Here is a 26,402-nt window from a genome sequence, read left to right as displayed (position 1 = left end):
GAAACCCCCTGCTGGGGAGGATCTCCACCGAACCGAGACCTGCCGAACCGGCATCCGGGCATGGTGCGACTGGAGGATCGTGTTACATCGAAGGGCCTGGTTGGGCAGAAACCAGGTGGCGAACGAGTGGCTTGGCGGTGGCCGGGTGCTGCGCGGAGGGCGCGGGGACGTGCCCGTCGGTCCGGATTCGACACCGAAACAGGGGAGGGGACAGCCTTGCAGCCCAGAGTGAACACGACCATGGTCCCCGCACGCGAAGCGGGCAAGGCGGTACGGTGGGGGCGTGACATCTCGATCCGCAGTCCGAGGAGGGAGGCACCGATGATCCTGCTCCGTCGCCTACTGGGCGATGTACTGCGTCGGCAGCGCCAGCGCCAGGGCCGCACACTCCGCGAGGTGTCGGCGGCCGCCAGGGTTTCGCTCGGGTACCTCTCCGAGGTCGAGCGGGGACAGAAGGAGGCCTCCTCGGAGCTGCTCTCCGCGATCTGCGACGCACTCGACGTCCGGATGTCCGAGGTCATGCGCGAGGTCAGCGACGAACTCTCGCTCGCCGAACTTGCGGCGATGGCCACCCTCTCCGAAGGTGAACTGCTGAGGCCGGTGCTCGAACCGGTACCGCTGCCCGCCCCCGGCGCCGACCGGGCGAACCTCTCGCCCAAGACCGCCGCGATGGACGTGGTCGCCGCCTGATCCGGCCTCGACACCCGGGCGCCCGGTGCCTGGGACGAGCCGAGGAGGGCGGTCGTGCGGAGAGCTGCGACAGCGTGTGCCGGCGCCCGAATACGGGCGCGGCGGCCGGTGCCCCGGCCACTGAGGCTGGTCCTGCCGCTGACGGCGGCCGGGTCCGGTCTCTGGCTGTTCGTGATCCAGGGCCAGCCGGCCGACGGTGCCGCGCTGGGGCTGCTCGCGGCGGGCGGTTGGGGGCTGGGACTCATTCCGGTGCATGCGGACCGGGACTCCACTGGTCCCGTTCGGCGCCGAACGGGTGAGCCGGCGGCCCGGACGGAGGCGGACCCTCCGATCGGGTGACCAGGAGTTGTGCGGTACGGAGGCGCAGTCGTGCGTCCGGAGGCCGTGAGGCGGGATCCCGCCTCACGGCCTCCGCCGTGTCCGGAGCCGTTGGCCCGCGCCCCTGCCCCTGAGCCCTTGCCTGGGCCGGGCTCAGGGGCGCAGGCGCAGCCCGCGCGGGGTGGCGTGGAAGCCGGCCTCCTCCAGCGCGGCGCCGAGCGCCGAGCCCAGGGCCTGCTCGCCGTTGGCCCGCTCGACCGTGACGCTGCCGAGCGCACCCTGCCGGACGGCCGCCGCCAGCGCCGCGGCGGCCGCCGCGACGGTGGCCTCCTCCTCCGCCCACGCCAGCAGGGACTTGCCGCCGCGCTCGACGTAGAGGGCCAGCTCGCCGTCGACCAGGACGACCAGGGCGCCCGCCTTGCGGCCGGGCCGGTGCGCCTTGGCCTCCTTGGCGCCCGGGGCGGTGGGCGGATCGGGCCAGGGCAGGGCGGCGCCGTACGCGTTGGCCGGGTCGGCGGCCGCCAGCACCAGCACCTGGGGCGGCTCGGCCGACGGGCCGGCCGGCCACTCGGCGCCCCGGGCCCGCTCCAGCCGCCCGTTGACCGAGCGCAGCCGGTCCGCGGCGCCCTCCATGGCGAACTGGGCGCCGCCCAGCCCCTCCACGAAGTACCCCCGGCGGGCCCGGCCGCGCTCCTCCATCGCGGCCAGCACCCGGTAGACGCCGGCGAAGCCGCCCGGGACCCGTTCCGCCGCCACCGTGCCCCGGGTGAGCAGGCCGTGCCGGTCCAGCAGGTTCTGCGCCTGGGCGGTGGCCCGGACGGTCGGGTCGGCGGCGAACGCCGGCAGCAGCGACCAGCGACCGGCCGCCGCCGGCGGGCCGCTGCGCAGGCCGCCGCCGGCCCGGCCGAACGGACGGCCCGCCCCGCCGTAGCGGCCGCGCGGGGTGGCCCGGGGCGCCCGGTGGGCGGTCGACCCGGCCGTCCGGCCCGAGCCGAGCAGGGCGCGCAGCGGGGCCAGCGTGTCGTTGCTGACGTAGCCGGCCCAGACCAAGTCCCAGAGGGCCTCGACGAGCTCCGGCTCGGGGGTCTCCGGGAGGTGGGCGACCAGCTGGCGGAAGAACAGGCCGTAGCCGCCGGCCAGCGCCTCCATCAGCGCGGTGTGCACCGGGGTGACGGCGGGCGGCACCGGATCGGGGCGCAGCAGGTGGGCGTTCTCGGCGAGGTGCAGGCTGATCCAGCCGTCCTTGCCGGGCAGGGCGCCGGCGCCCGACCAGCCGATCTCGCCGGCCGCCATCAGCTCGTCCAGCAGGCCGGGGGTGTAGTCGGCGAGCCGGGCCGGGAGGATCAGCTTCTCCAGCGCGGAGGCGGGCAGGGCGGTGCCCTGGAGTTGCTCGACCACCCGGAGCAGCCCGTCGGGGCCGCGCAGCCGGTGGCCGGCCAGGTGCTGCCACTGGGGGAGGAAGGCGGCCAGGGCGCGCGGCGGGACGGCCTCGACCTCCTGGCGCAGCGCCGCCAGCGAACGGCGGCGCAGCCGGCGCAGCACCTCGGCGTCGCACCACTCGACGGTGGCGGCGTGGCCGTCGAGGGCGGCCGCGGCCGGGGCTTCCCCGGCGGGGAGGTGGGCGCCGGGCGGGCGGAACTCGCCCTGGACCAGGCGGCCGGAGGCGGTGAGCCGGTGCAGGGTCCCGGTGACCACGGCGGTGCCCAGGCCGAAGCGGGCGGCGGCTTCGGGGGCGGTGAACGGGCCGTGGGTGCGGGCGTACCGGGCGAGGAGGTCGCCGAGCGGGTCCTTGACCGGCTCGGTGAAGGCCTCGGGGACGCCGACCGGCAGCGGGGTGCCGATGGCGTCGCGCAGGCGCCCGGCGTCCTCGACGGCGGCCCAGCGCTGCTCGCCGGCGATCCGGACCGCGATCACCCGGCGGGTGGCCTCCAGCTCCAGGGCCCAGAGCGGCTCGGCGCCGCGGGTGGTGAGCTCGGCCTCGGTGAGCGGACCGAGCAGCCGCAGGGCGTCGGCGACGCCCTCGGCGTCCTTGATCCGGCGGTCGGGGGTGAGGCGCTGGAGCTCGGCCTCCAGCTCGGCGAGGACCTGAGGGTCGAGCAGTTCGCGGAGCTCGGCCTGGCCGAGCAGTTCGGAGAGCAGCCGGGAGTCGAGCGAGAGGGCGGCGGCGCGGCGCTCGGCCAGCGGGGAGTCGCCCTCGTAGAGGAACTGCGCGACGTAGCCGAAGAGCAGGGAGCGGGCGAACGGGGAGGGCTCGGGGGTGGTGACCTCGACCAGGCGGACGGCCCGGGATTCGAGGTCCCCCATGAGCTCGACGAGCCCGGGGACGTCGAACACGTCCTGGAGGCACTCCCGGACCGCCTCCAGGACGATCGGGAAGGAGCCGTACTCGGAGGCGACTTCGAGGAGCTGGGCGGCGCGCTGGCGCTGCTGCCAGAGCGGGGTGCGCCTGCCGGGGTTGCGCCGCGGGAGCAGCAGCGCGCGCCCGGCGCACTCGCGGAACCGGGAGGCGAACAGTGCCGAGCCGCCGACCTGGTCGGTGACGAGCTGTTCGATCTCGCCCGGGTCGAAGAGGGCGGCGTCGGCGCCGACCGGGGCGTCGTCGTCGGCCGGCTTCTCGGCGGGGCGGCCGAAGTCGAAGTCGGGGGCCAGCAGGTCGGCGTCCGGGAGGCGGAGCACGATGCCGTCGTCGGCGTGCATGACCTGCGGGTCGAGACCGTGCTTCTCGCGCAGCCGGGCGCCGAGGGCGAGGGCCCAGGGAGCGTGCACCTGGGCGCCGAAGGGGGAGTGGATGACGATCCGCCAGTCGCCGAGTTCGTCGCGGAAGCGCTCCACCACGATGGTGCGGTCGTCCGGGAGGTGGCCGCAGGCGGTGCGCTGCTCGGCGAGGTAGTCGAGCAGGTTGGCGGCGGCCCAGTCGTCCAGCCCGGCCTGCTTGAGCCGGGCGGTGGCGGCCTCGGGGGCGAGGGCGCCCAGCTCGCGGGTGAAGGCGCCGAGGGCCCGCCCCAGTTCGAGCGGGCGGCCGAGGGTGTCGCCCTTCCAGAACGGGAGCCGGCCGGGGACGCCGGGGGCCGGGGTGACCAGCACCTTGTCGTGGGTGATCTCCTCGATCCGCCAGGAGGTGGTGCCCAGGGTGAAGACGTCGCCGACGCGGGACTCGTAGACCATCTCCTCGTCGAGCTCCCCGACCCGCCCGCCGCCCTTCTTCGGGTCCGCTCCGGCGATGAAGACGCCGAACAGGCCGCGGTCGGGGATCGTCCCGCCGGAGGTGACGGCGAGCCGCTGGGCGCCGGGGCGGCCGGTGACGGTGCCGGCCACCCGGTCCCAGACCAGGCGGGGGCGCAGCTCGGCGAAGGCGTCCGAGGGGTAGCGGCCGGCCAGCATGTCGAGCACGGCGTCGAAGGCGGACTGCGGCAGGGTGGCGAACGGCGCCGCCCGGCGGACCACGGCGAGCAGGTCGTCGACCGGCCAGGCGTCCAGCGCCGTCATCGCCACCAGCTGCTGGGCGAGCACGTCCAGCGGGTTGCGCGGGATGCGCAGCGCCTCGATCCGGCCCGACCGCATCCGCTCGGTGACGACGGCCGACTGGACGAGGTCCCCCCGGTACTTGGGGAAGAAGACGCCGGTGGAGACGGCGCCGACCTGGTGGCCGGCCCGGCCGACCCGCTGGAGGCCGGAGGCGACCGAGGGCGGGGACTCGACCTGGACCACCAGCTCGACGGCGCCCATGTCGATGCCGAGCTCCAGGCTGGAGGTGGCGACGACCGCGGGCAGCCGGCCGGCCTTGAGCTCTTCCTCGACCAGCGCGCGCTGCTCCTTGGAGACCGAGCCGTGGTGGGCCCGGGCGATCACTGCCGGGACGCCCCTGGCGGCGCCGGAGCCGCCCATCAGCTGGGCGGGGGCGTGGGCCTCGGGGGCGGCAGCCCCGGTGGCCCGTTCGTGGGCGATCTCGTTGAGCCGGTTGCAGAGCCGCTCGGCGAGGCGGCGGGAGTTGGCGAAGACGATGGTCGAGCGGTGGGCCGAGACCAGGTCGACGATCCGCTCCTCGACGTGCGGCCAGATCGACGCTTGCCGGGCCGGGTCGGTCTCGGTGCCCGTGCCGGCGGGGGCGGCGGGCAGGTCGTCGAGGTCCGGGACCGGGACGACCACGGAGAGCTCGAACTCCTTGGCGGCGGCGGGCTGGACCACCGTGGCGCCGCGCTGCGGGCTGAGGAAGCGGGCCACCTCCTCGACCGGGCGGACGGTGGCGGAGAGGCCGATCCGGCGGGCCGGGCGGTCCAGCAGTTCGTCCAGCCGCTCCAGCGAGAGCGCGAGGTGGGCGCCGCGCTTGGTGCCGGCGACGGCGTGCACCTCGTCCAGGATCACCGTGTCGATGCCGCGCAGTGCCTCGCGGGAGGCGGAGGTGAGCAGCAGGAACAGCGACTCGGGGGTGGTGATCAGGATGTCCGGCGGGTGGGTGGCGAAGCGGCGGCGGTCGGCGGCGGGGGTGTCGCCGGAGCGGATGCCGACCTCGACCTCGGGCTCGGGCAGGCCGAGCCGGACGGCGGCCTGGTGCAGGCCGGCCAGCGGGGCGCGCAGGTTCCGCTCGACGTCGACGGCGAGGGCCTTGAGCGGCGAGATGTAGAGCACCCGGCAGCGGCGCTTGGGCTCGGCGGGCGGCGGGGTGCTGCTGAGGCGGTCGAGCGCGGAGAGGAAGGCCGCGAGCGTCTTGCCGGAGCCGGTGGGGGCGACCACCAGGACGTCCGTCCCCCGGCCGATGGCCTGCCAGGCCTCGGCCTGCGCGGTGGTCGGCGCGTGGAAGGCACCCGTGAACCAGGCCCGGGTGGCCGGGGCGAAGCCGGCCAGCGGGTCGGCGGGCGGCTGGGTGTGGTTCTGCGGCGCCATGCCCCCATGGTGCCGGGTGGCACTGACATCGGGGGCCGGCCGGGCCGCGGCGGCGGGCCGGGAGCCGGACGGGAGGCAGGTGAGGGACGGCCCGGAGTCGGGCCGGGGGCGGCCCGGAGCCGGCCGGGGGTGGGGCAGAGCAGTCGGGAAGGCAGAATGGACAAACAGCTCATATGGTGATGATTCAGGCACATGATCCTTCCGTGGCCGCCGGGCCTCCCCGGTGGCCCGACCCTCCCTGACCACCGGGACCGACGAGCGGAGACCGTGCGATGGCGCAGGCGCACCCGTCCGGCAGTGGTCCCGCCCGGCGCCGCCGGGGCCGGGCCCAGGGGCCCCTCCGGGCGTTGCTCGCCATGCTGCTCACCGCGCTGGTGGTCGGCGGCGCCGTCCCGTACGTGGCCGGACCGGGCCGGTCCTACCTCAGCTACCTGGTGCTGGCCGAGCAGGCGGACGCCGCCGGGGCGGCCCGGGCCGGCGCCGAGGCCCGGGCGGCCGGGGGCCAGGTCGTCCAGGAGTACCCGCAGATCGGGGTCGTGCTCGCGTACGCCACCGGGGGGTTCGCCGACAAGGTCCGGGCCCGGCCCGGGGTGGCCATGGTCGGTGCCACCCGGACCGCGCCGGTGCCCGGCCCGCCCCGTCCGCTCGACGGCGCGGGGGACTTCCGCGCGGGGATCGGCGCCGACCGCGCCGACGGCGGGCGCAGCACCGACGGCGGGGCCGGGAACGGCGGCGCAGCGGGGCCCCCGGGAGTCCTCGCCGGACACGGCACCGATGGGGCCGCGGACTTCGGCGGCAGCCGCACGGCCGACGGCGCGGACGACACCACCGCGACCGTGGCCGACCCGGCCGAGCGCGACGCCTGGAACCTCGCCATGCTGGGCGTCGCCGGCGGCCCGGGCGGCGACACCTCTCCCACGGTGCTGCGCACCCCCTCGGCCGGCCCGGGCGCGCCCGCGGCCGACGCGCTGCGCCGGGTGCTGGTCGCCGTCCTCGACTCCGGCGTCGACGACACCCACCCGGACCTGCGGGCCGCCGTCGACCCGAAGAGCTCCGCCTCCTGCGCCGACGGCCGACCCGACGCCCGGACCGGCGCCTGGCGGCCCGACCTCGGGGTGGGCGAGAGCGGCCACGGCACCCACGTCGCCGGGATCGTCGGCGCCGCCCGCGACGGCCACGGCGTCAGCGGGGTCGCGCCGGGCGTGCGGATCGCCGCCGTCCGGCTGCTCGGCCCGCTCGGCCAGTACTACGCGGAGAACATCGTCTGCGGCATGCTCTGGGCCGCCGACCACGGCGCCAAGGCGATCAACAACAGCTACTTCGCCGACCCGTGGAAGTACAACTGCCCGCAGGACCGCGACCAGGCCGCGCTGACCGCCGCGGTGGACCGCGCGGTCGGCTACGCCCGGAGGCAGGGCGCCGTCGTCGTGGCCTCGGCCGGCAACGACGGGCAGGACCTCGGCGCCCCGCGCACCGACGACCGCAGCCCCAACGACCGCACCTCCGGTCCGGCGCAGTCCCGCTACCTCGGCACCGAGTGCGTCCGGCTGCCGGGCGAGCTGCCCGGGGTGGTCACGGTGACCGCCCTCAACCGGGACGGCCACCCCTCGGCGTACTCCAACTACGGGCGCGGCCGGGTCTCGCTGGCCGCGCCCGGCGGGGACCCGGACGGCGGCACGCAGGGCGCGATCGTCTCCGACTGGCCCGGCGGGCAGTACGCCGCCCTGGCCGGCACCTCGATGGCGGCGGCGCACGTGACGGGCGCGGTCGCGGTGGCCGCCGCGCTCCACCCGGACTGGGGCTCGGACCGGCTCGCCGAACTGCTGGCGACGACCGCGGCCGCCTCCTGTCCGCCGGGGCCGCAGGCCTGCGGGGACCGCCAGTACTACGGGGCGGGCACGCTGGTGCTCCCGCACTGAGCGGCGTCGGGGGTGTTGGCGGACCGGGCCCCGGGGGCGGGGCGCCGGGGGTGGGCGCGCGGCGGCGGAAAACCCGGTGACGGGCGGGCGGGCCGTGGACGAGGATCGGGGGATGGACGTCCACCTCACCACCGAACGGCTGGTCCTGCGCCGGTTCACCGCCGCCGACACCGACCGGCTGGTCGAGCTGGACGGCGATCCCGCGGTGATGCGCTACCTGACCGGCGGCCGGGCCACCCCGCGGGCGCAGGTCGAGAACACCCTGCTGCCGCTCTACCTCGCGCACTACGAGCGCTACGGCGACCTCGGCTGGTGGGCGGCCGAGGAGCGGGACGGCGGGGCCTTCCTCGGCTGGTTCGAGTTCCGCCCGCCGGACCCGGAGGACCCGGGCGAGATCGAGCTCGGCTACCGGCTGCGCCGGCCGGCCTGGGGGCGCGGCTACGCCACCGAGGGCTCGCGGGCACTGATCGACCAGGGCTTCGCCCGGCTCGGCGTGCGCCGGGTGGTGGCGTACACGATGGCGGTCAACAGCGGCTCGCGCCGGGTGATGGAGAAGGCCGGGCTCCGCTACGTCCGGACCTTCCACGAGGACTACCCGGAGCCGATCCCGGGCACCGAGCTGGGCGAGGTCGAGTACGCCCTGGAGGCGGCGGACTGGCGGCCGCCCGCGCCGGGGACCGGTCCGGGATACTGGTCGGCATGAGGCTGACCGAGTTCTGGCGACGGATGCACGCGCACTTCGGCGAGGCGTACGCGGAGTCCTTCGCCACCGACCACGTGATGACCGAGCTGGGTGGGCGGACGGTGCGCCAGGCGCTGGAGGCGGGCTGGGAGGCCAAGGACGTCTGGCGCGTGGTCTGCGACACCCAGGGCGTCTCGACGCTGCTGCGCTGACGCGTCCGGGCCGGCCCTCGGGTACCGGAGGCGGCCGGTGCCCGGCGCCCGGGCGGGTTGCGGGCATGGGCCAGACTGTTCGGGTGACAAGCAGCGCAGAACCCCAGAATTCGGACAGGCCGGCGCGGGTCGCCGACGAGGCCGCGGGCCCGCAGCCCGCTCCGGAAGCCGCTCCCGGCTCGGCCGCCGCTCCCGGCTCGGCCGGCGGGCTCTGGGGCGCCGGGATGCCGCGCTGGCTGCCGCGCGCGATGGTGCTGGCGCTGGTGATGGTCGGGCTGTTCAAGCTCGCCGACTGGGCCTTCCACCAGCTGATCGACCTCTTCGTGATGCTGCTGGTCTCCTTCTTCCTCTCGCTGGCGCTGGAGCCGGCGGTGGACCGGATGGCGGCCCGCGGCGTGCGCCGGGGCGTCGGCACCTTCCTGGTCTTCGTCGCGGTGGCGATCGCGGTGGCGGGCTTCCTGGCCGCGCTCGGCACGCTGCTGGTCGACCAGGTCGCGAAGATCGCCGGCGACCTCCCGCACCTGCTCGACAACCTGATCGGCTGGATCAACCGGACGTTCCACCAGGACCTCTCGCTGGACGAGCTGCAGAAGAAGCTGCTCAAGGACTCCGGCGCGATCGAGTCCTACGCCCAGCAGGCCGCCGACAACGTCTGGGGCGTCTCCTCCACCCTGATCGGCGGGCTCTTCCAGGCCTTCACCGTCGGCCTCTTCACCTTCTACTTCACGGCCGACGGCCCCCGGGTGCGGCGGACCGTCTGCTCGCTGCTGCCGCCCGCCAGGCAGGGCGAGGTGCTGCGCGCCTGGGAGATCGCGCTGGCCAAGACCGGCGGCTACCTCTACTCCAGGGCGCTGCTCGCGGTCGCTTCGGCGGCCGCGCACTGGGTGATGTTCGCCCTGCTGGACCTCCCGTACGCGGCCGCGCTGGCGGTCTGGGTCGGCGTCATGTCGCAGTTCGTGCCCACCATCGGGACGTACCTGGCCGGGGCGCTCCCGGTGCTGGTCGCGCTCACCGTCGAGCCGGTGGACGCGCTCTGGGTGCTGGTGTTCGTGGTGGTCTACCAGCAGGTCGAGAACTACCTGCTGCACCCGCGGATCACCGCGAGGACGGTGGACGTGCACCCGGCGGTGGCGTTCGGCTCGGTGATCGCGGGCGCGGCGCTGCTGGGCGCGGTGGGCGCGCTGATCGCCATCCCGGCGGCGGCCACCCTGCAGGGCTTCGTCGGCACCTACGTCCGGCGCTACGAGGTGGCGACCGACCCTCGGATCGACCGCGGGGAGCAGCGGCGGGCCCGGCGGGAGCTGCGCCGGGAGGCGGCGCGCCGGCTGCGGCGGATGGTCGGGGCGGGCGTGGAGCCCGGTGCCGGCGCGGGCTCCGGTGACGGTGCCGGCTCCGGCTCGGGCTCCGGTGCGGGCTCGGATTCCGGTGCGGGGCGGGAGCCGAAGGGCGGGGGCGGGGATCGGTAGGGCGGGGGCGGGGATCGGTAGGGCGGGCCGGTGCCGGCCGGTGCGGGTCGAACGGGCCCGGACCGGACGGGCCCGGGTCGAACGTGTTCCGGCTTGAATCGAACAGATGTTCTTTGTACTCTCCGGCGAGGAGTTTTCCACAGGCCGAGCCCGGTCGGGGCCGTTTGTCAGTGGGACGCGCTAGCGTCGAGGACGATGAAGCGCACAGCACAGAACCCGAGGGTGGAAGCCATGGCAGGTACGGACCGCGAGAAGGCCCTTGAGACCGCACTCGCCCAGATCGAGCGGCAGTTCGGCAAGGGCTCGGTGATGCGCCTCGGCGAGAAGGCCAACGAGCCGATCGACGTGATCTCCACCGGGTCCACCGCCCTGGACGTCGCCCTCGGTGTCGGCGGCATTCCGCGCGGCCGAGTGATCGAGATCTACGGCCCCGAGTCCTCCGGCAAGACCACGCTGACCCTGCACCTGGCGGCCAACGCCCAGCGGGCCGGCGGCACGGTCGCCTTCGTCGACGCGGAGCACGCGCTCGACCCGGAGTACGCCAAGAAGCTCGGCGTGGACACCGACGCCCTGCTGGTCAGCCAGCCGGACACCGGTGAGCAGGCCCTGGAGATCACCGACATGCTGATCCGCTCCGGCGCGATCGACCTGGTGATCATCGACTCGGTGGCGGCGCTCGTCCCGCGCGCCGAGATCGAGGGCGAGATGGGTGACTCGCACGTCGGTCTGCAGGCCCGGCTCATGAGCCAGGCGCTGCGCAAGATCGCCGGTGCGCTGAACCAGTCGAACACCACCGCGGTGTTCATCAACCAGCTCCGCGAGAAGATCGGCGTCATGTTCGGCTCGCCGGAGACCACGACCGGTGGCCGGGCGCTGAAGTTCTACGCCTCCGTCCGGCTGGACATCCGCCGGATCGAGACCCTGAAGGACGGCACCGAGGCGGTCGGTAACCGCACCCGGGTGAAGGTCGTCAAGAACAAGGTCGCCGCGCCGTTCAAGCAGGCCGAGTTCGACATCCTCTACGGCGTGGGTATCAGCCGCGAGGGCGGTCTGATCGACATGGGCGTCGAGCACGGGTTCATCCGCAAGTCGGGTGCCTGGTACACGTACGAGGGCGACCAGCTCGGCCAGGGCAAGGAGAACGCCCGCAACTTCCTGCGCGACAACCCGCAGCTGGCCGACGAGATCGAGCGCAAGATCAAGGGCAAGCTGGGCATCGGCCCGAAGACGGAGGAGCCCGCCGAGGGCGAGGCGGCGCCGGCCGCCGACGCCGCTGCCAAGCCGATCACCGCGACCGCCGCCAAGACGGCCGCGGCGAAGAAGACGGCGGCGGCCGCCAAGGCCTGAGCCGTTGACGCAGCACAGCATGGCGGCGGGCGGCGGCCCGGCGGGCCCGGAGGAGGACGACGACTACGGCCCGCCGGACTGGTTCGCCGCGGTGGCCGAGCCGGAGCCGGAGCCGGCGTTCGAGCCCAAGTCCCCGCGCGGGCGCGGGTCCGGGCACGGGCCGGAAGCCGCGCCTGAGCCGGAGTCCCGGTCCGAGTCCGCTCGTGCGCCGGGCCGGTCGAGGGCTTCGGCGCGGCGCGGTTCGGGCGTGCCGGAGGTCCAGGACGGCCCCGGCCTGCTGGGCAGCGGGCTCGGGCTGGTGTCCGCGTCCGAGCTGACCGGTGGGCGCCGACGGCGCCGGTCGGCGCTGGCCGAGGAGACGACCGCCGACGACCGGGCCGGGGGTGAGGCGGCCGGTCACGGGGGTGCGACCGCCTCGGCCCCGCCCGCGTCCGGTGGGCCGGGTGGCCGGCGTGCCCGCAAGCGGGCCGAGCCGGTCGACGAGGAGTACGGATCCGGCCGGGGGCGCGCTCCGGGCCGGGTCGGCCGCGGCAACGCGTTTCCGGCCGGCGAGGCCTTCCCCGACGACGACACCCTGGACGGCGACGCCTCGGACGGCGACGCCCCGGGCGGCGCCGGCTCGCGCGGGCGTGCGGGGCGGCGCGGGGCCCAGCGGTCCCGCCGCTCGGACCAGCCCCGCCGGGCCGCCGCGGAGGAGTCGGCCGACCCGGAGGCCCGGGCGCGGGACCTCTGCCTGCGGCTGCTCACCGGAGCGGCCAAGACCCGCAAGCAGCTCGCCGACGCCCTGCGCAAGCGGGAGATCCCGGAGGACGTCGCCGACGGAGTGCTGACCCGGCTGGAGGAGGTCGGGCTGATCGACGACGCGGCCTTCGCCCGGGCCTGGGTGGAGTCCCGGCACGCCGTCCGCGGGCTCTCCCGGCGGGCGCTGGCCCAGGAGCTGCGGACCAAGGGCGTGGCCGGCGAGCTCGCCGAGCAGGCACTCGCACAGCTCGACCAGGACGACGAGACCGAGGCGGCCCGCGAACTCGTCGAACGCCGGCTCCGGACGACCCGGGGCCTGGAGCGGCAGGCCCGGATGCGCCGGCTGGTCGGCATGCTGGCCCGTCGCGGCTACTCCGAGGGTCTGGCCTTCCGGGTGGTGCGCGAGGCACTGGACGCTGAGGAGACCGGGGCCGGTCCGGACGGAGAGGACGTGGACGGACCATCCGCCCACGGGTGGGACTGACGGCGGCTCGGTGCGAGGGTTCGCCAACTCCCGGGCCAGTCTTGACCGTTTCGTAACCTGCGCTTAGCCTCGCACTCAGTGCGGGAGCGCGTCGATCACTCCTCGGCCACGCCTCGGGCAGGCCTGCCCGGACCCGGTCGCGGTTGCCCCGCACGGCGTGCCGTGCAGGGACGGGGAGTGGCCAGGATGAGGATCGCGCTGAGCACCGGATCGGTCACCTCCCTGCTGTCGGCGGTGGTGTTGATCGCCGTCGTGACGACGGCCTGGCTGATGGTCCGGCGCCTCCAGGCCGCTCAGCGCCGCGCCGTGGCCGAGACCGAGCGGGCCAGGCGGTGGGCCGAGGGCCAGGCCGCCCAGTTGCGGGCCGAACTCGACCGGTGCGAGGAGCGGTTGACCGAGGAGCTGCGCCGGCTGGAGCTCCGCGAGGGCGAACTCGCCGAGCGGGCCGCCGACGTGGCGCGGGCCCGGGGCGAGGCCGACGAACTGCTGCGGCGCCGGGAGGCGGAGCTGGAGCGCACCGCCGGGCTCTCGGCCGACCAGGCACGGGCCCAACTCGTCCGGGAGGCCGAGGCGGAGGCCCGGCGGGAGGCGGCCGTCACGGTCCGGGAGATCGAGCGGACCGCCAAGGAGGAGGGCGAGGGGCGGGCCCGGGCGATCGTCGCCGGGGCGGTCCAGCGGCTGGCGGCCGCACAGACCGCCGAGACCGCGGTGTCGGTGTTCCGGTTGCCCAACGAGGAGATGAAGGGCCGGATCATCGGCCGCGAGGGCCGCAACATCCGCAGCTTCGAGGCGGTCACCGGCGTCAACCTGATCATCGACGACACCCCGGCCTCGGTGCAGCTGTCCTGCTTCGACCCGGTCCGCCGGGAGACCGCCCGGCTCACCCTGGAACAGCTGGTCGAGGACGGCCGGATCCATCCGCAGCGGATCGAACACGTCCATGAGCGCAGCCGCGAGGAGGTCGAGCGGCGGTGCGTCCGCGCCGGTGAGGACGCGCTGCTGGCGGTGCGGGTCGGTGCGATGCACCCGGAGCTGGTCCGCACCCTCGGCACCCTGCGCTACCGGGCCTCGTACGGGCAGAACGTGCTGGGGCACCTCGTGGAGTCGGCGCACCTGGCCGGGATGATGGCCGCCGAACTCGGGGTGGACCCGGAGCCGGCGCGGCGCGCGGCGCTGCTGCACGACATCGGCAAGGCGGTGACGCACGAGGTCGACGGCAGCCACGCGGCGATCGGGGCGGAGCTCGCCCGGCGGTTCGGCGAGTCGGAGGACGTGGTGCACGCCATCGCCGCGCACCACGGCGAGGTGGAGCCGCAGACGGTCGAGGCGGTGCTGGTCCAGGCGGCGGACGCCTGCTCGGGCGGCCGGCCGGGGGCCCGCAAGGAGTCGCTGGAGGTCTACGTCCGCCGGTTGGAGCGGTTGGAGGAGATCGCCCGGGCGCACGAGGGGGTGGCCGCGGTGTACGCGATGCAGGCCGGCCGTGAGGTGCGGGTGATGGTGCGGCCGGAGGTGGTGGACGACCTCGGGGCACAGGTGATCGCCCGGGAGGTCGCCAAGCAGGTGTCGGAGGAGCTGACCTACCCGGGCCAGATCCGGGTGACGGTGGTCCGGGAGAGCCGGGTCACCGAGGTGGCCCGCTAGCGGAGTCCACCGCGGGGGCGGCCGGCTCGGCGACGGCGCCGCCGGGCGCACCGCCCGCGGCCCGACCCACGCCGGCGACCCGACCCGCACCCGAAGCCCGTCCCACGCCGGCGGCCCCGCCGACGCCTGCGGCCCGACCCGCGCCCGCCGAGCCACCCGTCGAACCGGGACCGCCGCCGTCCGCCGTCGCCTCGGCCGTGCCGCTCAGCGGCTGCGGCCCGCCGCGGGCCCCGTCGGCCAGCGCCTGGAGGTCCTCGGCCGCCGCGCCCTGGGTGACGCCCACCAGGTGGCCGTCCGGCCGGATCAGCAGCACGGTGTGCGGCCCGGCGCCCGGGTACTCCTCGGTGACCAGGACCTCGGCCGGCACCGGCAGCGCCGCCGCGACCTCGGCGAGCCGGGGCATCAGCCCGGCGCCCAGCCAGTGCTCGGCGGACCAGACGGCGGTGCCGGGGGCGACCAGCAGCAGCAGGAAGGTCGAACCGAGCCGCGCGTGCAGCCGGTCCGGCGTGCCGTCGGTGGCCAGGACCGGGAGGTCCGGCACCAGGACGCCGGGCGCGGTGGCGGGCAGCAGTTCGGTGAGCGAGGTGGTGCTCCGGCCGCCGCGCTGGACCGGCACCCGCCCGGGGACGCCGGAGGGGGCCGCCGGGTAGGCCGGGGGACCGCCGAACCGGCCGGTGCCGAGCTGGCCGTCGGCCAGCAGCGGTGCGTGCTTGCGGAACGAGCCGGTGAGCAGCGAGCGGCGGGTGGCCTGCCAGCCGCGCAGCGGGCGCAGCAGCGGCATGGCCTGGTCGACGGCGCGCAGCCGGGCGCCGACCGCGCCGCGGCGCTCGGCCTCGTACCCGTCCAGCAGGGTGCCGCCGGGCTGGGGGCCGCCGGTGTGGAGGTGCCAGGCGAGGGCGAGGCGCCAGGCGAGGTTGTCGGCGTCGCGCAGCCCGTCGGCGAGGTTCTGCATGCCGAGCGCGCCGTGCAGGTGGGCGGCGTCGCCGGCGAGGAAGCAGCGGCCGTCGCGGAAGCGGGCGGCGAGCCGCTGCTGGGCGGTGTGGTCGGCGGCGGCGAGCAGTTCGTACCGGGGGAGTTCGCCGCACCAGCCGGTGAGGGTGGCGGTGACGCGGGTGAGCAGGGTGTCGCCGGTGACGATGCCGGGCCAGGTGGCGTGCGGGTCGACCGGTTCGCTGGGCGCCGGTCTGCCCGGGGGCAGCCGCCAGTCGATCCGCCACACGCCGTCCGGCAGCGGGCGGGCGGAGGCCTCGCGGTCGCCGCGCCACGGCGGCTCGCGGTGCAGCCGGGCCTCGGTGAAGGGCAGGTCGACCCGGACGGTGGCGACGGCGTTGCGGTCGACGGCGGGCCGGCCGGGGAAGCGGATCTTCAGCAGCTTGCGGACGGTGGAGCGGGCGCCGTCGCAGGCGACCAGGTGGCTGCCGCGCCACCAGGTCTCGGTGCCGTCCTGCGGGTTGCGGGTGTGGACGCTGACGCCGTCGCGGTCCTGTTCGAGCTTGCCGACCCGGCTCAGCGGGACCAGTCTGACCAGCGGGGTGCCGGTCAGGGCGTCGCGCAGGCCGCGCTGGAGCCGGTGCTGGGGCAGGTGCAGGACGGGGCTGTCGGCGAGGTCGATCCGCAGCACCTCCTGGCGGCGGCGCCAGACGGCGAAGGCGTCCCACTGGGCGGCGTCGGAGACGGCCCGGGAGTAGCCGATCCGGGTCAGGAAGCCGGCCGTGTCGGGCCCGAGGACGACGCTGCGCGGGCCTTCGGGGCAGAGCCCGGAGCCCTCGTCCAGGACGACGGTCGGCACCTCGTGCCGGGCGAGGGCGAGCGCCAGGGCCAGACCGACCGGTCCGGCCCCGACGACGATCACCGGGTCCATGCCGGGCCCTCCGGACGCGGCCGGGCCGGGGCGGTGTGCTCACGTACCTCCGGGCACGACCGGGCCGACGGGGTGGCGTCATATGCCGCGAGGATGGTCCCGGATGGTGTCACGAAGAGCAATGCAACAGTTCACCTGCGTGTCCGTCAAGCAGAAGCTGATGTGCGCCGGTTCGCGCCGCGACGGCCACGTGCTTCGATCCACCGGGCGAGCGCCGTGAGCAGCAGGCACATCGCGATGTAGATCGGGCCGATCACCAGGACCACCGGGATGTAGGGGAAGCCCGCGGCGTTCAGCGGCTGGCTGGCGATCGCCTTACCGACGAACAGCAGCTCATGGTAGGTGATGATGAAGCCGAGCGAGGTGTCCTTGAGGGTGACGACCAGCTGGCCGATCATCGAGGGCAGCATCGAGCGGATCGCCTGCGGGACCAGGATGAGGGTCATCACCTGGGTCTTGCCCATGCCGAGCGCGTAGGCCGCCTCGCCCTGGCCGCGCGGCACGGCGTTGACGCCGCTGCGGATGATCTCCGCCTGGACGGAGCCGTTGTAGAGGGTGAGCCCGAGCACCAGGGCCCACATCGGCTCCTTGGCGAAGAACGCGTAGTAGAGCGCGACGATCAGGATCAGCAGCGGCATCGCCCGGAAGAACTGGACGACCGAGACCGCCGCCCAGCGCACCGGCTTGTGGTCGGAGAGCTGCCCGGCGGCGAGCAGCGCGCCCAGCACGAGCGAGAACACCGCTGCCAGCCCGAAGGCCTCCAGGGTGGCCAGCAGGCCGTCGGCGATCCGCTGCTGGACGGCGTTGTACTGGAACGCGTCCCAGAGCTGGGGGTCGAACTGGCCGTTCTCGTCGAGCGCGGTGTAGGCGTACCAGAGCAGCCCGGCGATGCCGGCCAGTGCCAGCACGCCGAGGATCCGGTTGCGGGCGCGGGCCCGGGGGCCCGGGGCGTCGTAGAGGACGCTGGCCGTGGAGGCGCGGGTGAAGAGGGAGCTCATGCGGTCACCTCGCTCGGTTCGGCAGGGGCAGTCACCGGCGCGCACCTTTCGATGGTTCGCTCGCTCATCGGGCCACCGCCAGGCGGTCTTCCAGGAAGCGGAACGCGAGGGCGACGGTGGCGCTGATCACCAGATAGGCGCAGGCCACCCAGAAGAAGATGGCGAAGATCGAGTAGCCGCGCTCGGAGAGCGTCTGCTGCACGCTGTAGAGCTCGGGGACGCTGAACGCGCCGGCGATCGCCGAGTTCCTCGGCAGCGCGATGAACACGCTGCTCATCGGGGCCAGCACGGTCCGGGCGGCCTGCGGCAGGACGACCGAGGTGAGGGTCTGGCCGAAGGTGAGGCCGAGGCTGCGGGCCGCCTCGGCCTGCCCGAGCGGCACGGTGTTGATGCCCGAGCGCAGCACCTCGCAGACGAACGAGGCGGTGTAGCAGCCGAGCGCCAGCACCGCGAAGACGAGGTGGCTGAAGTGCACGCCGAGCCGGGGGAGTCCGAACGCGACGGCGAAGAACAGCAGGGTCAGCGGGGTGTTGCGGAACAGCGTCACCCAGGCGGTGCCGAAGCCGCGAAGCACCGGCACGGGGGAGACCCGGAAGGCCGCCAGCAGGGTGCCCAGCAGCAGGGCGAGCAGCGCGCTGAGTGCGCTCAGCTCGATCGTCTGCAGGAAACCGTCGCGGAACAGAGCGAAGTTGTCGTCCTCGAACAGTATGCCCATCTGGCGGCCCTCCTCTCAGAATCGGTCAGGAACGGATCAGGTCCGACGTGGGTCGGGCCTGATGGGGGATCAGTAGCGCTCCAGGGCGGGCGGCTGCGGCGCGGGGGAGCCGGAGAGGCCGAGGGTGGCGTCGTAGGCCTTCTTCCAGTCGCCGTTGTCCTGGTGGGCCTTCAGGGCGTCGCTGATGGCGGCGCGCAGCGCGGCGTCGTCCTTGCCCAGGCCGACGCCGTAGTTCTCCTTGGTGAACGGCTTGCCGACCACCTTGAGCTTGGGCGCGAACTTGGAGGCGTAGCCCTTGAGGATCGAGTCGTCGGTGGTGACCGCGTCGACCTCGCCGGCCAGCAGCTTGTCGACGCAGGCCGAGTAGCTGTCGAACTGGGTGATCTTCGGCGAGTACTGCTGGATGTTCTTGATCGACGTCGAGCCGGTCGCGGTGCAGACGTTCTTGCCGTTCACCGACTCCGGGCCGGTGATCGTGGTGTTGTCGGCCTTCACCAGCAGGTCCTGGCCGGCGATGTAGTACGGGCCGGCGAAGGAGACCGTCTTCTTGCGCTCGTCGTTGATGCTGTAGGTGCCGACGTAGAAGTCGATCTGGCCCTTGTCGATGGCGGGCTCGCGCTGCGAGGAGACCAGGGTCTGCCACTTGATCTGCTGCGGGGTGAAGCCGAGGTCGGCGGCGATCATCTTGGCGATCTCGATGTCGAAGCCGCTGCGGTCGCCGGTGGCGACGTCCTCGAAGCCGAGGAACGGCTGGTCGGCCTTGGCGCCGATGATCAGCTGGCCGCGCTTCTTGGCCTCGGCGAGCCGGGCCGAGTCCACCTTGACGTCGGTCTTGACGGTGTAGGTGGGCAGCTGCGGAGCGGGCGTGCCGCCGGTGCCGGTGGCCGCGGTGCTGCTCGGCGAGCCGTCCTTGCCGCAGGCGGCGGTGGCGGTGAGCGCGATGACACAGAGCGCGACGGCGAAGGTGCGACGAGTCCTCATGGGGGTAGCTCTCCTCGGGCGAAGCCACGGAACGACCGGGCTCTGGCGACAGGAAGTTGGCCGGGCAGGCCGGGGTGGCGGCGGCGTTCTCGCCGCCGTCGCCCGTTGGCCGGCCCGATGGGTCCGGCGGGGTCAGTGGTGCAGGATCTTGGAGAGGAAGTCCTTCGCGCGGTCGCTGCGCGGCGCGGTGAAGAAGGCCTCGGGGGTGTTCTGCTCGACGATCCGGCCGTCGGCCATGAACAGCACGCGGTTGGCGGCGGAGCGGGCGAAGCCCATCTCGTGGGTGACGACGACCATCGTCATGCCGTCGGCGGCCAGTTGGCGCATGACCTCCAGCACCTCGTTGATCATCTCCGGGTCCAGCGCCGAGGTGGGCTCGTCGAAGAGCATCACCTTGGGGTTCATCGCCAGGGCCCGGGCGATCGCGACGCGCTGCTGCTGGCCGCCGGAGAGCTGGGCCGGGAACTTGTCCGCCTGCGCACCGACACCGACCCGGTCCAGCAGCTCGCGGGCGGTCCGCACCGCCCGGTCGCGGCCGATCTTGCGGACCTTGACCTGGCCGAGCACCACGTTCTCCAGCACGGTCTTGTGCGCGAAGAGGTTGAAGCTCTGGAAGACCATGCCGACCTCGGCCCGCAGTCGGGCCAGTTCGCGGCCCTCGGCGGGCAGCGGCCGGCCGTCGATGGTGATCGTGCCGGAGTCGACGGTCTCCAGCCGGTTGATCGTCCGGCAGAGCGTGGACTTGCCGGAGCCGGAGGGGCCGATCAGCACGACCACCTCGCCCTGCGCGATCTCCAGGTTGATGTCCTGGAGCACGTGCAGTGCGCCGAAGTGCTTGTTCACGCCGCTCAGCACCACCAGGGGGGCATTCGCAGCGCTGGAGTCCTTGACGAGGCTCTCGGTCATCGCGCCTGCTCCCTGGGTTCGGCCCGAGAGCTGAACTCCCGTGGGCGGCAATGGTGGTGGGTGGAGCCGGGGGCCTCGGCCGGCGGAGCCTCGGCCCCCGGTGGGGTGACCATAGGAGCCATGACGATGGCACGTCAGCCGATCTGAGCGGAACTTGAGGATCACGATCCGGCCACACGCCGGGCGCGGGCCGTTCACCCCGCCCCCGCAGGGGCACGTGACACCCGTTGGGTCGCGCGGTGACAGCGGGCGTCCGCCCCGGCGCACGCCGTCCCGGCCGGTCCCGGGACGTGGCCGAGCCTGGCGTCCGGCGCTCCACTGGCCCATACTGCGCAGGACCGGGACCTGCCCGGTGGGGATCGCGAACACCACGCAACGCCCCGGGGAACGTCGGGGAAAGGAGGAACGATGCGACTGCTGCTCGTCGAGGACGACGAACGCGTGGCCGCCGCACTGGTCGCGGTGCTGGGACGGCACGGCTTCCAGGTCAGGCACGCCCGCAGCGGGCACGAGGCGCTCGACGCGCTGGTGCCGGACGGCAACGACCCGTACCGGGTGGTGCTGCTCGACCTCGGGCTGCCCGACCGCGACGGCTTCGAGGTGTGCAGCCGGATCCGGGCCGGCAGTGGCGTGCCCGTGATCATGGTCACCGCGCGCGCCGACATCCGTTCCCGGATCCACGGCCTCAACCTCGGCGCCGACGACTACGTCACCAAGCCCTACGACATGGGCGAGCTGCTCGCCCGGATCCACGCCGTCGCCCGCCGCGGCGCCGCCCCCGCCGCCGTCTCGGTCCCCACGCCCGACGCCGTCCCGCAGCAGCGGGGCCCGCTGGAGTCCCGCGGCATCACGATCGACCGCGAGCGCCGCCGGGTCAGCGTCGACGGCCGGGACGTCCCGCTCACCCGCAAGGAGTTCGACCTGCTGGCGCTGCTCGCCCAGAGCCCCGGCGTGGTCTACCGCCGCGAGCAGATCTTCAGCGAGGTCTGGCGCAGCGGCTGGGAGGGCAACGGCCGCACCCTGGAGGTGCACATCGGCTCGCTGCGCACCAAGCTCGCCCTGCCCGGCCTGGTCGAGGCCGTCCGGGGCGTCGGCTACCGGCTGATCCCCGAGTCCCCGGCGGCCGCCGCGGACGCCCCCCAGGCCCGCGCGGAGCACTGACCGCACGTGCGCACCCGCCTGCTCGGCATCCTGCTCGCGCTGATGCTCTGCGTCCTGGCCGCCCTCGGGCTGCCGCTCGCCGCGGCGGTCGCGGCCGCCGAGCAGAGCCGGGTGGTGGTCGACCGGCTCGACGACGCCGCCCGGTTCGCCCAGGACCTGCCCACCTCCGGCGTCTCCGGCCTGGAGTCCGCCCTCAAGGGCGACCCCGAGCCGGCCCCCGGCGACCTCAGCCGCCGGCACGCCCTGGACGCCGAGGTGGCCCGCTACCACGAGCTGTACGGCGTACGGCTCGGCATCTTCCAGCGCGACGGCGTCCCGATCGCCACCGCCCCGGCCGACTGGCGGGTGCCCGCCGGCGGCTGGGGCGAGCAGGCCTTCCAGGAGGCGCTGGACGGGCGGCGCAGCCACAATCCGCCGCAGGTCTGGCCGTGGACCTCGGACCGCACGCTCACCATCGCCACCCCGGTCGTCCGTGACGGCGACGTGGTCGCGGTGGTGCTCAGCGAGTCCCCGACCGGTGCGCTGCGCACCCGGATGCTGCACAGCTGGCTGGTGATCGGCGCCGGCGAGGCGGCCGCGATGATCGTCGCGGTGCTGCTGGCCGTCCGGCTCACCGAGTGGGTGCTGCGCCCGGTCCGGACGCTGGACCGGGCCACCCACGACATCGCCACCGGCCGGATGAACGCCCGGGTCGCGCCCGGCGGCGGACCGCCCGAACTGCAGCGCCTGGCCCGCTCGTTCAACGACATGGCCGATCACGTGGTGCTCGCCCTGGACCAGCAGAAGGCCTTCGTCGCGGACGCCTCGCACCAGCTGCGCAACCCGCTCGCGGCACTGCTGCTGCGGGTCGAGGTGCTCGGCCTGGAACTGCCCGAGGGGCACGAGGAGGAGCTCGGCGGGGTGCGCGAGGAGGGCGCCCGGCTGGCGCGGGTGCTGGACGACCTGCTCGGCCTGGCCACCGCCGAGCACGCCCGCCCGGCGCCCGAGCCGACCGACCTGGCGGCGCTCAGCCTGGCCCGGGCGGACGCCTGGCGGCCGGTGGCCCTCCAGCGCGGCATCGAGCTCGCCTGGGAGGGGCCGGCGGTGGCGCTCGGGATGGCCGACCCGATCGGCTTCGGCAGCGCCCTGGACGCGGTGGTCGACAACGCCCTGAAGTTCGGGCCGTCCGGCAGCCGGGTGCGGGTGCTGGTCGCCGTCCGGAGCACCGAGGTCGCGGTGACCGTCTCGGACGGCGGGCCCGGCCTCACCGAGGAGGAGCTGGCCCGGGCCGGCGACCGCTTCTGGCGCAGTGCGCGCCACCAGAACGTGGACGGCTCCGGCCTCGGCCTCTCGATCGCCCGCACTCTGCTGCAGGCCGCCGGAGGCTCGCTCACCTTCGCCCCGGTGAAGCCGACCGGCCTCGCCGTGACCCTGGCGGTGCCGCGGGCGGAGGGCCCGGGCCGGGCCTGAATCCGCGCCCGGGCCGCGCCTGAGCCGGGCCCGGGCCGGCCTGAACCGGGCCGCTTCTAGGGCTTCACCGAGCGGTAGTAGCGCATGGCGCCCTCGTGCAGCGGGAGCGGGTCGGTGTAGACCGCGGTGCGCAGGTCCACCAGCTGGGCGGCGTGCACCTGGGAGCCGATCTGGTCGCGGCTGTCTATCACCACCCGGGTCATGCCCTCGACCAGGGCGGTGTCCACGTCGCTGCGGGTGATCAGCAGGTTGGGCACGGCCACGGTGGCGACCGGCTCCTTGGGCTCGGCGTTGGGGTAGGTGCCCTTCGGCATGGTGGCCGCCCGGTAGGCGTCGGTGCCGCCGCCCTCGACCTTGTGCACGGCCTCGGCGAGGTCGCCGAGCGGGACGAGCCGGATCCGGACGTGGTCGGAGAGGTCGGTGAGCGCACTGGTCGGCAGCCCGCCGGACCAGAAGAAGGCGTCCAGCTCGCCGGCCCGCAGCTTGTCGGCCGCGTCGCCGACGCCCAGCATCACCGGCCGGATGTCGCGGTCCGGGTCCAGGCCGGCCGAGGCCAGCAGCCGGCGGGTCACCAGGTTCACCCCGGACTGCGGCAGGCCCACGCCCACCCGCAGGCCCTTGAGGTCGGCCGTGCGGTGCACCGGCGAGGAGACCGGGACGATCAGCTGGAGGTAGTCGTCGTAGAGCCGGGCGATCGCCCGCAACCGGTCCTTGCCGGGGCCGGAGTACTGCGCCACCGCGTCGGCGGTGGCGATCGCGAAGTCGTCCTGGCCGCTGGTCACCCGGGCCAGGTTGTCGATCGAGCCCTGGGTGTTGTCCAGCCGCAGCTGCACCCCGGGCATCGCCTTGCCGATGTGGGACTCCAGCAGCTGCCCGTACCGGTCGTAGACGCCCCGCTGCACGCCGGTGGCGAAGCCGGTCTCGCCGCGCGGGTAGCCGGGCGAGCGGCCGGCCGACAGCCACCAGCCGCCGAACGCCGCCAGCACCAGCACCAGGACCAGCACCGCCCGCCACAGCGGGCTGCGGGCCGCTGCGCGGAGGGCGCCGGGTCGGAGGTGGGAGCTGGGGGCCATGCAGGGATAGTGCCAGGCGCGCCGGGCGAACGGGAGGGGCGAACCGCAGGACGGACGCGCGGTGCGGGCACGCCGACGGCGCGGGCCGCGGGCGAGCGGCGCACTCACGCCGGAGCGGAGCCCGGGGAAAGCCAGGGGAAATCCGCTTCGCGGGTGCCCGTACCCTGGTCTGGTGAGCGGTGAGAGCGGATTGAAGAGCTACAAGGTCGTCACGCACGGCTGCCAGATGAACGTCCACGACTCCGAGCGGCTGGCCGGCCTGCTGGAGGAGGCGGGCTACGTCAAGGCCGGCGCCGAGGGCGACCCGGACCTGGTGGTGTTCAACACCTGCGCCGTGCGGGAGAACGCCGACAACAAGCTGTACGGCAACCTCGGCCAGCTGGCGCCGGCCAAGAGCCGCAACCGCGGCATGCAGATCGCCGTCGGCGGCTGCCTGGCGCAGAAGGACCGCGACAGCATCGTCCAGCGGGCCCCCTGGGTCGACGTGGTGTTCGGCACCCACAACATCGGCCACCTGCCGGCGCTGCTGGAGCGGGCCGCGGTCGAGAAGAAGGCCCAGGTCGAGATCCTGGAGTCGCTGGAGACCTTCCCCTCCACCCTGCCGACCCGCCGCGAGTCCGCCTATGCCGCCTGGGTCTCCATCTCGGTCGGCTGCAACAACACCTGCACCTTCTGCATCGTCCCCGCGCTGCGCGGCAAGGAGGAGGACCGCCGTCCCGGCGACGTCCTCGCCGAGATCGAGGCGCTGGTGGACGAGGGCGTCATCGAGGTCACCCTGCTCGGCCAGAACGTCAACGCCTACGGCTCCGACCTGGGCGACCGCGAGGCCTTCTCCAAGCTGCTGCGCGCCGCCGGGCAGATCGAGGGCCTGGAGCGGATCCGCTTCACCTCGCCGCACCCGCGCGACTTCACCGACGACGTGATCGCCGCGATGGCCGAGACCCCGAACGTGATGCACCAGCTGCACATGCCGCTGCAGTCGGGCTCCGACACCGTCCTCAAGGCGATGCGCCGCTCCTACCGGCAGGACCGCTTCCTGGGGATCATCCGGAAGGTGCGCGAGGCGATGCCGGACGCCGCGATCTCCACCGACATCATCGTGGGCTTCCCCGGCGAGACCGAGGAGGACTTCGAGCAGACCATGCACGTGGTCCGCGAGGCGCGCTTCACCAACGCCTTCACCTTCCAGTACTCCAAGCGCCCCGGCACCCCGGCCGCGGAGATGGCGGACCAGGTCCCGAAGGCCGTCGTCCAGGCCCGCTACGACCGGCTGATCGCCCTCCAGGAGGAGATCTCCTGGGAGGAGAACAAGAAGCAGGTCGGCCGCACCCTGGAGGTCCTGGTCGCCGAGGGCGAGGGCAAGAAGGACGACCGGACCGACCGGCTCTCCGGCCGCGCCCCCGACAACCGGCTGGTGCACTTCACCCGGCCCGCCGAGCCGGTGCGGCCGGGCGACATGGTGACCGTCGAGATCACCTACGCCGCCCCGCACCACCTGCTGGCCGAGGGCCCCACGCTCGCGGTGCGCCGCACCCGGGCCGGCGACGCCTGGGAGAAGCGCCAGGCCAAGCCCGTCGCCAAGCCGGCCGGCGTGATGCTCGGCCTGCCGACCGTCGGCGCCCCCGCGGCCCTGCCGCCGGCCGCCCCGGCGGGCGGCTGCTGCGGCGACTGACGGCTCCGGACACCGGGCGGCCCGGCGGGATCCTGCATCCCGCCGGGCCGCTTCCGTTCCCGGTGGGGCCCGTCCGGTGGTCCAGGCCCGATCCGGTCTGATCCGGCCTGCACCGGAGACAGGCCCTAGAGTGATCCACATGCTGGTTGCCGCTGCCGTCTGCCCCTGCCCGCCGCTGCTCGTCCCGGAGGTCGCCGCCGGTGCGGCCGCCGAGCTGGAGACGCTGCGCGCGGCCTGCGACGAGGCGCTGGCCGCGCTGGTCGCGGCCCGGCCGGAGCTGGTGGTGGTGGTCGGCACCGGGCCGGAGGCCGAGGTGTGGACCGAGGGCGGGGCCGGCTCCTTCCACCGCTACGGCGTGCCGCTGGTGGTCCGCCTCCCGGTCGGCGGGGTCGAGGGGCCGGAGCTGGCACCCTCGCTGACCGTCGGCGCCTGGCTGCTGGAGCGGGCCGGCGTGAAGCTGCCCACGCACGCCTGCGCCGTCCCCGCGGACGCGCCCACCGACCGGATGCTCGGGCTGGGCCAGGGCCTGGCCCAGCTGGCCGACCGGGTCGCCCTGTTGGTGATGGGCGACGGCAGCGCCTGCCGCTCGCTCAAGGCGCCGGGCTACCTGGACGAGCGGGCCGAGGGCTTCGACGCGGCCCTCGCCGAGGCGCTGGGCTCGGCGGACCTGTCCGCGCTGGCGGCGCTGGAGCCGGGCCTGGCCGCGGAGCTGAAGGCGGAGGGCCGCGCCCCCTGGCAGGTCCTGGCCGGCGCCGCCGAGGGCGCCGGCCTCACCGCGCGCCTCGGCTACCGCGACGCGCCGTACGGCGTCGGGTACGTCGTCGCCAGCTGGAACTGACGCCACCGCGCCGGGTCAGGCGTTCGGGCCGCGGCCGCCGTCGGGCGCGCCGCCGCCGGGGGCCGGGCCGGTCGGGCCGCCGGGGGTGCCCGGGTCACCGGTCTCCTTGGGCTTGTGGGCGAAGTCGTCGACCGCATCCTTGGCCTTGGTGGTGCCGTGCTCGATCTTCTCGGTGTACTTGCCCTTGGTGGCCTTGTCGATCGCCCCGCCGGCCTTGTCCACCGCGTGCTCGATCTGGTCGCTGTGCTTGCCGGCCAGTTCACTGGCCTTCTCCTTCAGCTCCCCGGCCTTGCCCTTGAGGTTGTCCATCAGACCCATGGCGCTCTCACCGTTCCTCTCTGTCTCTTGCTCAACGTCCGTCGTGGCC

General features: G+C 74.8%; 20 protein-coding genes. 12 read left to right on the top strand and 8 right to left on the bottom strand.

All coding sequences use genetic code 11. The annotated features are described in order from the left end of the window. Positions 1-321: 321 nt before the first annotated feature. Positions 322-690, top strand: a complete 369-nt coding sequence (locus tag ACIPSC_RS30750; RefSeq protein WP_313765720.1) for a helix-turn-helix transcriptional regulator — start codon at positions 322-324, stop codon at positions 688-690. A gap of 471 nt (positions 691-1,161) precedes the next feature. Here ACIPSC_RS30750 and ACIPSC_RS30745 read toward each other — a convergent pair whose 3' ends face one another. Then, positions 1,162-5,889 carry an ATP-dependent helicase gene (locus ACIPSC_RS30745; protein WP_400830319.1) on the bottom strand — a complete coding sequence of 1,576 codons (4,728 nt, stop codon included), beginning with the start codon at positions 5,887-5,889 and terminating at the stop codon, positions 1,162-1,164. A 272-nt stretch (positions 5,890-6,161) separates the two neighbouring features. Between ACIPSC_RS30745 and ACIPSC_RS30740 the strand changes: the two genes are divergently transcribed. The 7 genes from ACIPSC_RS30740 to rny all read left to right on the top strand — a co-directional run bounded on the left by ACIPSC_RS30740 (position 6,162) and on the right by rny (position 14,381). Continuing rightward, positions 6,162-7,808 (top strand): S8 family serine peptidase, encoded by a 1,647-nt coding sequence (locus tag ACIPSC_RS30740; protein ID WP_400830317.1) that lies wholly within the window; start codon positions 6,162-6,164, stop codon positions 7,806-7,808. 112 nt (positions 7,809-7,920) lie between these two features. Then, positions 7,921-8,511 carry a GNAT family N-acetyltransferase gene (locus ACIPSC_RS30735; RefSeq protein WP_400830314.1) on the top strand — a complete coding sequence of 197 codons (591 nt, stop codon included), beginning with the start codon at positions 7,921-7,923 and terminating at the stop codon, positions 8,509-8,511. Next, a complete protein-coding gene (locus ACIPSC_RS30730; RefSeq protein ID WP_313765724.1) occupies positions 8,508-8,702 on the top strand; it encodes a DUF3046 domain-containing protein in 195 nt (64 codons plus the stop codon). Before ACIPSC_RS30735 ends, ACIPSC_RS30730 begins: the two co-directional genes overlap by 4 nt. Before the next feature lie 83 nt (positions 8,703-8,785). After that, on the top strand, positions 8,786-10,168 hold the full coding sequence (locus tag ACIPSC_RS30725; RefSeq protein WP_400830311.1) for an AI-2E family transporter: 1,383 nt from the start codon (positions 8,786-8,788) through the stop codon (positions 10,166-10,168). A 231-nt stretch (positions 10,169-10,399) separates the two neighbouring features. Then, complete coding sequence (recA, locus tag ACIPSC_RS30720) at positions 10,400-11,515, top strand: recombinase RecA (RefSeq protein ID WP_400830309.1); 1,116 nt, start codon at positions 10,400-10,402, stop codon at positions 11,513-11,515. Between the two features lie 346 nt (positions 11,516-11,861). After that, positions 11,862-12,740, top strand: coding sequence for a regulatory protein RecX (locus ACIPSC_RS30715; protein WP_400830355.1), 879 nt, complete (start codon positions 11,862-11,864; stop codon positions 12,738-12,740). Positions 12,741-12,926: 186 nt separating this feature from the next. Further along, complete coding sequence (gene rny, locus ACIPSC_RS30710) at positions 12,927-14,381, top strand: ribonuclease Y (protein ID WP_400830306.1); 1,455 nt, start codon at positions 12,927-12,929, stop codon at positions 14,379-14,381. Here rny and ACIPSC_RS30705 read toward each other — a convergent pair. The 5 genes from ACIPSC_RS30705 to ACIPSC_RS30685 form a co-directional block, all read right to left on the bottom strand. Then, positions 14,362-16,242 (bottom strand): FAD-dependent monooxygenase, encoded by a 1,881-nt coding sequence (locus ACIPSC_RS30705; RefSeq protein ID WP_400830303.1) that lies wholly within the window; start codon positions 16,240-16,242, stop codon positions 14,362-14,364. The genes rny and ACIPSC_RS30705 overlap by 20 nt on opposite strands. A 146-nt stretch (positions 16,243-16,388) precedes the next feature. Continuing rightward, a complete protein-coding gene (locus ACIPSC_RS30700) occupies positions 16,389-17,240 on the bottom strand; it encodes an amino acid ABC transporter permease (RefSeq protein WP_400830301.1) in 852 nt (283 codons plus the stop codon). 64 nt (positions 17,241-17,304) lie between these two features. Beyond that, positions 17,305-17,955 carry an amino acid ABC transporter permease gene (locus ACIPSC_RS30695; RefSeq protein WP_400830298.1) on the bottom strand — a complete coding sequence of 217 codons (651 nt, stop codon included), beginning with the start codon at positions 17,953-17,955 and terminating at the stop codon, positions 17,305-17,307. Positions 17,956-18,024: 69 nt separating this feature from the next. Beyond that, positions 18,025-18,936 (bottom strand): glutamate ABC transporter substrate-binding protein, encoded by a 912-nt coding sequence (locus tag ACIPSC_RS30690; protein WP_400830295.1) that lies wholly within the window; start codon positions 18,934-18,936, stop codon positions 18,025-18,027. Positions 18,937-19,068: 132 nt separating this feature from the next. Beyond that, positions 19,069-19,842, bottom strand: coding sequence for an amino acid ABC transporter ATP-binding protein (locus ACIPSC_RS30685; protein ID WP_400830292.1), 774 nt, complete (start codon positions 19,840-19,842; stop codon positions 19,069-19,071). Between the two features lie 408 nt (positions 19,843-20,250). Between ACIPSC_RS30685 and ACIPSC_RS30680 the strand changes: the two genes are divergently transcribed. Continuing rightward, the gene (locus ACIPSC_RS30680) at positions 20,251-21,003 is read left to right on the top strand and encodes a response regulator transcription factor (RefSeq protein ID WP_238863978.1); all 753 of its coding nucleotides are present in this window, start codon (positions 20,251-20,253) and stop codon (positions 21,001-21,003) included. Between the two features lie 6 nt (positions 21,004-21,009). Next, on the top strand, positions 21,010-22,452 hold the full coding sequence (locus ACIPSC_RS30675) for a sensor histidine kinase (protein ID WP_400830289.1): 1,443 nt from the start codon (positions 21,010-21,012) through the stop codon (positions 22,450-22,452). Between the two features lie 56 nt (positions 22,453-22,508). Here ACIPSC_RS30675 and ACIPSC_RS30670 read toward each other — a convergent pair whose 3' ends face one another. Further along, on the bottom strand, positions 22,509-23,525 hold the full coding sequence (locus tag ACIPSC_RS30670) for a TAXI family TRAP transporter solute-binding subunit (protein WP_400830286.1): 1,017 nt from the start codon (positions 23,523-23,525) through the stop codon (positions 22,509-22,511). A 172-nt stretch (positions 23,526-23,697) separates the two neighbouring features. On the opposite strand from ACIPSC_RS30670, the gene miaB reads away from it, so the two are divergent. Both miaB and ACIPSC_RS30660 read left to right on the top strand, forming a co-directional pair. Continuing rightward, entirely contained in the window at positions 23,698-25,197 is a 1,500-nt protein-coding gene (miaB, locus tag ACIPSC_RS30665; protein ID WP_400830283.1) for a tRNA (N6-isopentenyl adenosine(37)-C2)-methylthiotransferase MiaB, read from the top strand. Positions 25,198-25,336: 139 nt separating this feature from the next. Continuing rightward, entirely contained in the window at positions 25,337-26,035 is a 699-nt protein-coding gene (locus ACIPSC_RS30660; protein ID WP_400830279.1) for a class III extradiol dioxygenase subunit B-like domain-containing protein, read from the top strand. Between the two features lie 15 nt (positions 26,036-26,050). Here the strand turns inward: ACIPSC_RS30660 and ACIPSC_RS30655 are convergent, their stop codons facing one another. After that, entirely contained in the window at positions 26,051-26,353 is a 303-nt protein-coding gene (locus tag ACIPSC_RS30655; protein WP_400830275.1) for an antitoxin, read from the bottom strand. Between the last annotated feature and the right edge of the window lie 49 nt (positions 26,354-26,402).

Source organism: Kitasatospora sp. NPDC090091, assembly GCF_044747365.1.
Classification (GTDB): Bacteria; Actinomycetota; Actinomycetes; order Streptomycetales; family Streptomycetaceae; genus Kitasatospora.
This window is presented reverse-complemented; position numbering and strand designations above follow the sequence as displayed.

Excerpts from the sequence above, each read along its gene's own strand:
- ACIPSC_RS30660 (WP_400830279.1), top strand. The coding sequence starts at position 25,337 with ATGCTGGTTGCCGCTGCCGTCTGCCCCTGCCCGCCGCTGCTCGTCCCG.
- ACIPSC_RS30680 (WP_238863978.1), top strand. The coding sequence starts at position 20,251 with ATGCGACTGCTGCTCGTCGAGGACGACGAACGCGTGGCCGCCGCACTG.
- ACIPSC_RS30685 (WP_400830292.1), bottom strand. The coding sequence starts at position 19,842 with ATGACCGAGAGCCTCGTCAAGGACTCCAGCGCTGCGAATGCCCCCCTG.
- ACIPSC_RS30670 (WP_400830286.1), bottom strand. The coding sequence starts at position 23,525 with ATGGCCCCCAGCTCCCACCTCCGACCCGGCGCCCTCCGCGCAGCGGCC.
- ACIPSC_RS30705 (WP_400830303.1), bottom strand. The coding sequence starts at position 16,242 with ATGGACCCGGTGATCGTCGTCGGGGCCGGACCGGTCGGTCTGGCCCTG.
- ACIPSC_RS30750 (WP_313765720.1), top strand. The coding sequence starts at position 322 with ATGATCCTGCTCCGTCGCCTACTGGGCGATGTACTGCGTCGGCAGCGC.
- ACIPSC_RS30700 (WP_400830301.1), bottom strand. The coding sequence starts at position 17,240 with ATGAGCTCCCTCTTCACCCGCGCCTCCACGGCCAGCGTCCTCTACGAC.
- recA (WP_400830309.1), top strand. The coding sequence starts at position 10,400 with ATGGCAGGTACGGACCGCGAGAAGGCCCTTGAGACCGCACTCGCCCAG.
- rny (WP_400830306.1), top strand. The coding sequence starts at position 12,927 with ATGAGGATCGCGCTGAGCACCGGATCGGTCACCTCCCTGCTGTCGGCG.
- ACIPSC_RS30730 (WP_313765724.1), top strand. The coding sequence starts at position 8,508 with ATGAGGCTGACCGAGTTCTGGCGACGGATGCACGCGCACTTCGGCGAG.
- ACIPSC_RS30745 (WP_400830319.1), bottom strand. The coding sequence starts at position 5,889 with ATGGCGCCGCAGAACCACACCCAGCCGCCCGCCGACCCGCTGGCCGGC.
- ACIPSC_RS30740 (WP_400830317.1), top strand. The coding sequence starts at position 6,162 with ATGGCGCAGGCGCACCCGTCCGGCAGTGGTCCCGCCCGGCGCCGCCGG.
- ACIPSC_RS30690 (WP_400830295.1), bottom strand. The coding sequence starts at position 18,936 with ATGAGGACTCGTCGCACCTTCGCCGTCGCGCTCTGTGTCATCGCGCTC.
- ACIPSC_RS30735 (WP_400830314.1), top strand. The coding sequence starts at position 7,921 with ATGGACGTCCACCTCACCACCGAACGGCTGGTCCTGCGCCGGTTCACC.
- ACIPSC_RS30655 (WP_400830275.1), bottom strand. The coding sequence starts at position 26,353 with ATGGGTCTGATGGACAACCTCAAGGGCAAGGCCGGGGAGCTGAAGGAG.
- ACIPSC_RS30695 (WP_400830298.1), bottom strand. The coding sequence starts at position 17,955 with ATGGGCATACTGTTCGAGGACGACAACTTCGCTCTGTTCCGCGACGGT.